We start from the raw sequence: 7153 nt of genomic DNA on the forward strand, positions 1-7153 counted from the left end.
CAGACCATTCAGAACAGGCTTGGTTGAGCGACATCCAGACGGATCACCCCGATCAACAGCCAGCTTTTGGGATACAGGGAATGGGTTCCCATGGCAAAGACCATCCCTTTTTGCGGGTATTCCGATTCAAACTTTTCCTTCATGTCCGCCAGTGTCCGTTCCTCGCCATACTGTTTCCTCCAGCGGTAAAACATGGCTGATGTCTCCCAATCCAGGCATTGACTGGTGTGGTTTTCTCCGTCTTCTGTTCTGTATTCAAAGGAAAAAGCGTAGGGGGTTGGTTCCAGTGGCTTGAGCTCACGCTCATCAAAAAGATCTCTATGCCGAACGGCATTGTCGTATTGCCGGATTTCCATTTCGATCTCCTGAACTGTCTTTTTTCCAGGAGAAACGGATATTATCCGTTTTGGGCCGCACCAGGGTAAGGGTTTGTCCTCGCTCTTCGGCGGATTTCACGCCGGGAAGGATCAGTCGAGCCAGAAAGGAACCCCGATGTGCGCTTTTCATTTCGTGGCCTTTGACGATACTGCCTTCGTCCACCCGGCGGCTTTCCGGTCTGCGGTCCCCTTTTGGCAGGCGCCAATGGTACTCCACCCAATGCCACCGCTGAAACATGCTCTCGTCAGTCAAAAAGCGAAAGCGGACCGGATACTGTCTTCGCCATTCTCTTTGCTCGGTCACTCCGGCGCAACAGACCAGTTCGCCACGCTCTCGCCCGACATGAGGCATGGCCTTGACCAGCATTAGAACTCTTTCGACGCCTTCCGTTTCCAAGGACTCACCTGGTTTTGCGGACATTCACGCCAAGGTTGCGGATGATAAAGCCATGTTGAGCATGAAGCGAACGGGCGACGATGGAACGATGACACATTTCAGGGTCACGCTCGTAACACAGCAGGCAGCTTTTGGCGTTCATGGCCAGAGCGGAAACCTCTTCCAGCCCTTTTATGGCGCTTGGTGTTGTCATGTGGCCGGAGAAGATCTGGCGAAAGGTATCCATGCGCCCCTGCCGGGCGGCCTCCCGCCCCTCTTTGGGGTCACCCAGGGCGGGCAGATGAATGTACTGAATATTCCTGTCCGAAAGGACGGCGGCAAGAACCTTTTTGGAGAACCCCTTTCGGCGGGAAAGCGGCACTTCCCGGATGTCGATGAGGCATTCCACTCCCTTGGTCTCCAAGGTGTTCAGGAAGTCGTTCAGTTCTGCGCCTTCATATCCAATCGTACATAGTTCCATCGGATTTACCTCGCTGCACGGGAGCAAACACCTCAATTATGATACATATTTCAGGAGATTCTTCAAGCATTTCATAATAAGCATATCACCTTGTTGACGAAATCGGAAGAGAACATATTGTTTCTCAAAGGATACTGCACCACCCGCACCCAGGCCACCACCTCACTCTGGACACTGGAGAACCGAGAGACTCTGTTGCAGGAGGGGCTTGAACTTTCGCGCCAAGTCCGGACTTTCCATGGCGCACGCGATCAGGGGGCAGATGAAGAGACCCGGCAGGACGAACTTCGGCAGAATTGTGCCCTTCAGCCCCCCATTTACCACGTAACTCTGTGAGAACTCGAAAAATTCGTTCAGCTCGATCCAGGTATTCATGCGGAAGGTGTTGGTTGCTGAGGGTAGAAAATAGGCTGGGAACCGCGCCCCGTCAGGTGCGCAACCGTAGGTATTGATAAAGCGGTGTCCCTTGGAGGTGGTCTTCGCCACCAGATAATACCCGACGGCGCCATTGTTCAGGACTACAAAAAGCTTCTGTCCGGGCTGATCAGTGTCATTGAACGGAAAGGCGGTATGGAAACAGACCGTACCAATCCTCATGAAGCGGCCAGCCCCAACTCAAGAAGGAAAGATTCCCTCTCTTGAATCAACTCTTCCATCTCCTCCCGCTCCGCTGCCCGCAAGGCCAGGGCGTAAGGAATGAGCTCCTGCTTGGCCCCCTGCTTTTCCCAGACGGTATGCCAGGGCCGGTTCTCCAGGTGGGTATCTTCGATCATCTCCTGGGCCGTCGCCGCCCGATATTTGTTGGCGAAAAACTCCATGGCGCGGAGTTCTCGGGTGCTGAAGAGGTCCAAATCCACCGGAAAGGTTGGTTTGATTTGGGTGGGGGAGAAGGAACCACTTGGTGAAGGGACAATCTCGAACCGGCCTTCAAGGAAAGGCCCTTTCGGCGCGTCGATCCCCTCGAACAGGGCAACCGGCACCGGCCCCATTTTCCATGCGTGATAGTTCATGCCCGTGACGGAGCGGCCTGTCTCCTGATAGTGGGTGAAATCCAGAAAGTAGAGCAACTTGAACAGCTTGATCTTTCCGCAGTTCCGCGTGGCGTTGATAAAGAACGCCATGGCGTGAAACAGTTTCTCCCGACTATGGTCGATGTTCATCTCCATCACTCCCGTGCGTTGTCCCCTGCTGCACTGCAATAGTTTAGCATAAACCAACGAATTGCAGTGAATATTTCCCATTTTTCCGTACCCGCCCAGCCGCCTGAATTACAGCATGTGAAGCCTGTTGCACCACGCGCCGTAGACTGCCAAGCCGTCACGGCAAAGAATGTCGTCGGGAGACAATCGGGATTTGAAGATGGTTTTGAACGGGCGTGCCTCGAAGATGAGCATGACGAAAATCGGCGGTCGCGCTGGAAGGTCTCGGGTACTTGGGACGTTAATCGGATTCCTTGCCGCGTCCTCGCTGACTGGACGGCCCCTCCCGTTTGCAGGCCGGGCGTTGTAGGTGTCGGGAGCCATTTTCCGAGCGGAGAAAGCGCGTTTCATCCGCCTCGGTAATGTCATTGAGATGGTTGGTCCGGCAGTGGAAGAGGTTTTTGGGAGGCGATGCCGCCAACGGAAGGCAGGGTTGCGATGGATGCCGCATGCTATCGCGCTTTTGTGGATGCTCTCCCCGGTGAGCATCTTTTCGGTATAGGTGGTCCGGCGTTGACCTTCCCGCCGACGGCAAGCTGCCGGAGGCCTTTCATGAGGCGTTCGGGCGCAAGGCCCGCGTCATCGTGTCGTGGACCGAACCCGAGGAGACCGCCGCCTCTCCTCCGGATGATTCCCAACGTTTGATGATGTTTGCCGGAACCCTCGACTGGCCCATCGACGATGCCGTGGATTGGCAGCGGCAACAGCGTTTGGAGTGGAACCGGTCATGGGACCGCTGAGTTTCCGGCTTGATAGCACTTCGGCGTAGCATCAGGCTGATACACTATTGTCCGGCCCGAAGGAGGCGGCCAGGTGATATCGTGAGATTCCGATAAATCCCCCTCTGGTCGGCCTGCTGAAATCTTCCATGCCCCCGACTTGACATTGTCGGGAGAGTCCTTATACTGCGTCGATATTCAGAATATTACCACATGGTAATATGCCGGTGCCGGACACCCCGAAGAGTGCGTCCCCCAAGGCTTGCCACGCTGGACGGAAGGAGCGAAAAGAGCATGAAACTTGCCGTGTTGATCTACGAAGGACCCTACAATCACGAAGCCTCGGATTCGGCGTACAACTTCATCCAGGCGGCCCTGGCCCGGGGGCATGAGATCCGGGGCATCTTCTTTTACCACGATGGCGTTTACAACGTCACCAAGCTGATGGAGCCTCCCCAGGACGACCGTCACATCGCCAAGCGCTGGTCCGAGTTGGGGGCCAAGGGTATCGATATCGTGGTCTGCATCGCCGCCGCCAAGCGTCGCGGCATCGTTGACGACGTGCTGGTGCCCAACGTGCGCATTTCGGGACTGGGTCAACTCACCATGATGGCGATCGAGGCGGATCGTCTCGTGGCCTTTGGCGACTGAAGGAGGCAGCCATGTCTGGTGGTGAAGTCAAGAAGATCATGTTCACGGTCCGCAAGGCTCCTCACGGATCGATCTATGTTTACGAAGGCCTGGAGGTCAAACTCATCATGGCCGCCTACGACGCCGACATCTCCGTGGTCTTCATGGACGACGGCGTCTTTGCCCTCAAGGAGGGGCAGAACACCAAGGAGTTGGGCATCAAGGGCTTTGCCGCCACTTACGGCGCCATGGTGGACTACGAGATCTCGAAGATCTATGTGGATCGCCAGAGCATGGAAGAGCGCGGCATGAGCGAGGATGACCTTCTGGTCATCGGCGAGGACGAAGACACCGAGGAGCCCATCAAGCCCCAGGTGGTCGATGCCGCCGAAATCGCCGCCATGATGGCCGAACAACACAATATCCTGGTCTTCTGACGAGGGGAGGTTTCCATGCTGCACACGGTCAACAAATCGCCCTTTCTGAACGGCACCCTGGAGAGCTGCCTGCGCTTCGTCTCCGAGGGGGATTGCGTTCTCCTCATGGAAGACGGCGTCTATGCCGCTGTCGCCGACACCGCCCGCTCCGCGCTGGTGGAAGAGGCTTTGGGCAAGGTGAGCGTCTACGCCCTCTCCGCCGATCTCAAGGCGCGTGGTCTCGACAACCTCATCGAGGGGGTCAAGGTCACCGATTACAACGGCTTCGTCGAACTGGTCGAACAGCACAAGACCCACTCCTGGCTGTAAGCGGAACGCGCCCCCGGGGTTTCGGCCCCGGGGATGCGGTGTCGCAGGTGGCGTCTTGACACGAGATTCCCGTTTGCCGACCCGGTGGCGAAGTCCTTCCGCCGGGTGGGTTGACGGGAACGACAAGGAGGGAATGACGGTGGCAGGGATTCGTTCGTTCGTTTTCTTCCTGGCAGCCCTGGCGGTACTTCTGTCCGGGGTGGCTCCGGTCGCCGCCGGCGGTCCGGTCAATCTGCAGAAACCCAAGGGCGAGGCCTGCATCCGGCCCACCGACTGGATGCGGCGCAACCACATGCAGTATCTCAAATCGCTCCGCGAAGAGACGGTGCGGCAGGGAGTTCGGCAGCCCAAGGAGAGTTTGCAGGGTTGCCCGGCCTGTCATCAGAGCCGCACCCAGTTCTGCGACCGCTGCCACACCTATGTGGGCGTCGCTCCCGACTGCTTCGAGTGCCACAACTACCCCGAATGAACCAGGATATGGCCATGAACATGGATCGCCGAACCCTGTTGGGCCTGGGCAGCGCCACCGCCGCGGGGGTGGTCCTGGCGCCGGGTTTCCATCTGATCGCCGCGCCCGAACGCACCGAAGCCTCGGGCAATCGCCGCTGGGCCATGCTCATCGACGTGGAAAAGTGCAGCGACGACTGCACCGCCTGCACCACCGCCTGCCGCAAGGAGAACAACGTTCCCCTCTTCGGCGAGCCCAGCCGCGACATCCACTGGATCCGCAAGATCGAAATCCGCGACCTGAGCCAGCACCGTCCGCCGCGTTCCCTGCCGGTGTTGTGCAACCATTGCGAAAATCCGCCCTGCGTGCATGTCTGTCCCACCCAGGCCTCCTTCGTGCGCAAGGATGGCATTGTGCTGGTGGACATGCACCGTTGCATCGGCTGCCGCTACTGCATGATCGCCTGTCCTTACAAGGCGCGCAGTCTGGTCTATCACGACACCAAGCTGCCGAAGGAGGGCAATCCCGCCGTGCCCATCCGGGCCAAGGGGGTGGTGGAGAAGTGTACCTTCTGCGTGCATCGTGTCGATCAGGGGCGGGATCCCGCCTGTGTCGAGGCCTGTCGGAAAGAGGGCAAGGGGGGCATGCTTTTCGGGGATCTCAACGATCCGAAGTCGGAAATCGCCCAGAAGGTCAAAACCTTGGTTACCGAAACCATCCGTGCCGATCTGGGGCTCAAGCCCCATGTCCACTACAAGGGACTGTAGGGGGAGACCATGATCAGCGAGTATGTCACCATTCAGGGCAACAGCCGCAACTATTGGGGACTTCTGGGGGGATTGGCCTTCCTGATCCTCTGCGGGGCCTTTGCCTTTCTCTACGTGGAGCATCACGGCCACGGGGTTACCAACATGACCAACCAGGTGGTGTGGGGTGCGCCGCACGTCTTCGCCATCGCCCTGCTGGTCATGGCTTCCGGGGCGCTCAATCTGGCCTCCATGGCCACGGTCTTCGGGGCTTATCAGTATAAGCAGTTCCGGCGTTTTTCGGCGTTTCTCTCCATCGCTCTGCTGGTGGGGGGGCTGGCGGTGCTGGTGTTGGATCTGGGGCGGCCCGACCGCATGTTGCTGACCATGATCCACATGAACTTCCGCTCCATGTTCACCATGAACGTCTTCCTCTATTCCGGCTTCGTGGTGCTCTGTTTCCTCTATCTGTGGGCCATGATGCAGCATGACCGCTTCGTGAAGCTGGCGGGTTCGGCGGCCTTTGCCTGGCGGTTGATTCTCACCACCGGTACCGGTTCGATCTTCGGGGTGATTCACGCCCGGGAGGTTTTCCACTCCGCCATCACCGGTCCCACCTTCATCGCGGTATCGCTCTCCTCGGGCACGGCGCTTTGTCTGGTGCTGCTGGTGGCGGTTTATCAGTATTCCGGGCGGCAGTTGGATCAGAAGTTGCTGTTCGGTCTGCGCAACATGGTGATCTTCTTCACCCTGTTGGTGGGATATCTGTTTGTGGTGGAGAAGTTCACCAAGTTCTATTCGCCGGCCCATTACGATGTGGAGGGTTGGATTCTGGCGGGGCCTTACGCCGGGTTGTACTGGGTGGGGGTGATTTTCCTGGGGTTGGTGGTGCCGTTGGGGTTGTTGTTCAGCCAGGCGGGCAACACGGTTCGGGGCATGGTGATTGCTTCGTTGACTTCGATTGCGGGCGAGTTCGCCTTTGTGGCCCATGTGTTGATTGCCGGGCAGTCTTATCCCATGCACATGTTTCCGGGATACGAGGTGACCAGCGTCTTCTTCGATGGGCGGGAGGCCAGCTATTTCCCCTCCGTGGTGGAGATGATGTTGGGTTTGGGGGGTGTCGGCATCACCGGGGTGATTTTTGTTCTGGGCATTCGCTTTTTCCGGTTGCTGCCGGACAAGGCGGTGGCGCCTAAGGGTTGGGAGCCCTGGAATCCGTGAGATCCTTGAAAAAGGGGCCGAAAGGCCCCTTTTTTTTGTCTGGTCCAGGCAACGGTGAGAGGTGAGAGGTGAGAGGTGAGAGGTGAGTGGTGAGGGCTTTTCAGTAATACGGGGGTCCGGGGGGGATTATCCCCCCCGGCGGGGTTCGGGGCAGCGCCCCGAGGTTTTGACGTGGCCTTTGGCGGGTCGAAGCCCAAAGAAGAAATGCCC

At 58.1% G+C, this 7153-nt stretch carries 12 protein-coding genes; 7 read left to right on the top strand and 5 right to left on the bottom strand.

All coding sequences use genetic code 11. The features are described from left to right. Window positions 1-8 precede the first annotated feature (8 nt). From HQL56_16870 to HQL56_16890, 5 genes are all read right to left on the bottom strand, one after another. Window positions 9-356, bottom strand: a complete 348-nt coding sequence (locus HQL56_16870) for a hypothetical protein (GenBank protein MBF0311190.1) — start codon at window positions 354-356, stop codon at window positions 9-11. Further along, window positions 319-774, bottom strand: coding sequence for a hypothetical protein (locus tag HQL56_16875; protein ID MBF0311191.1), 456 nt, complete (start codon window positions 772-774; stop codon window positions 319-321). The genes HQL56_16870 and HQL56_16875 overlap by 38 nt, the downstream gene beginning before the upstream one ends. A 4-nt stretch (window positions 775-778) precedes the next feature. After that, window positions 779-1234: a DUF488 domain-containing protein gene (locus HQL56_16880; GenBank protein ID MBF0311192.1), complete on the bottom strand. Its 456-nt coding sequence runs from the start codon at window positions 1232-1234 to the stop codon at window positions 779-781. A gap of 162 nt (window positions 1235-1396) precedes the next feature. Then, window positions 1397-1831: a hypothetical protein gene (locus HQL56_16885; protein MBF0311193.1), complete on the bottom strand. Its 435-nt coding sequence runs from the start codon at window positions 1829-1831 to the stop codon at window positions 1397-1399. Further along, window positions 1828-2394, bottom strand: coding sequence for a SocA family protein (locus HQL56_16890; GenBank protein ID MBF0311194.1), 567 nt, complete (start codon window positions 2392-2394; stop codon window positions 1828-1830). The genes HQL56_16885 and HQL56_16890 overlap by 4 nt, the downstream gene beginning before the upstream one ends. 623 nt (window positions 2395-3017) lie before the next feature. Here HQL56_16890 and HQL56_16895 point away from each other — a divergent pair. The 7 genes from HQL56_16895 (at window position 3018) to nrfD (ending at window position 6943) form a co-directional block, all read left to right on the top strand. Continuing rightward, complete coding sequence (locus HQL56_16895) at window positions 3018-3173, top strand: hypothetical protein (GenBank protein ID MBF0311195.1); 156 nt, start codon at window positions 3018-3020, stop codon at window positions 3171-3173. Between the two features lie 273 nt (window positions 3174-3446). Continuing rightward, window positions 3447-3803 carry a sulfurtransferase complex subunit TusD gene (gene tusD, locus HQL56_16900; protein MBF0311196.1) on the top strand — a complete coding sequence of 119 codons (357 nt, stop codon included), beginning with the start codon at window positions 3447-3449 and terminating at the stop codon, window positions 3801-3803. 11 nt (window positions 3804-3814) lie between these two features. Continuing rightward, window positions 3815-4219, top strand: coding sequence for a sulfurtransferase complex subunit TusC (gene tusC / locus HQL56_16905; GenBank protein MBF0311197.1), 405 nt, complete (start codon window positions 3815-3817; stop codon window positions 4217-4219). Between the two features lie 15 nt (window positions 4220-4234). Then, window positions 4235-4528 carry a sulfurtransferase complex subunit TusB gene (dsrH, locus tag HQL56_16910; protein MBF0311198.1) on the top strand — a complete coding sequence of 98 codons (294 nt, stop codon included), beginning with the start codon at window positions 4235-4237 and terminating at the stop codon, window positions 4526-4528. A 169-nt stretch (window positions 4529-4697) separates the two neighbouring features. Next, window positions 4698-4997, top strand: coding sequence for an Hdr-like menaquinol oxidoreductase cytochrome c subunit (locus HQL56_16915; protein ID MBF0311199.1), 300 nt, complete (start codon window positions 4698-4700; stop codon window positions 4995-4997). Next, window positions 4994-5743, top strand: a complete 750-nt coding sequence (locus HQL56_16920) for a 4Fe-4S dicluster domain-containing protein (protein ID MBF0311200.1) — start codon at window positions 4994-4996, stop codon at window positions 5741-5743. The genes HQL56_16915 and HQL56_16920 overlap by 4 nt, the downstream gene beginning before the upstream one ends. 9 nt (window positions 5744-5752) lie before the next feature. Further along, a complete protein-coding gene (gene nrfD, locus HQL56_16925) occupies window positions 5753-6943 on the top strand; it encodes a polysulfide reductase NrfD (GenBank protein MBF0311201.1) in 1191 nt (396 codons plus the stop codon). Window positions 6944-7153 lie beyond the last annotated feature (210 nt).

The sequence above is a fragment of the Magnetococcales bacterium genome (assembly GCA_015231925.1).
In the GTDB taxonomy this organism is placed as follows: Bacteria; Pseudomonadota; Magnetococcia; order Magnetococcales; family JADGAQ01; genus JADGAQ01.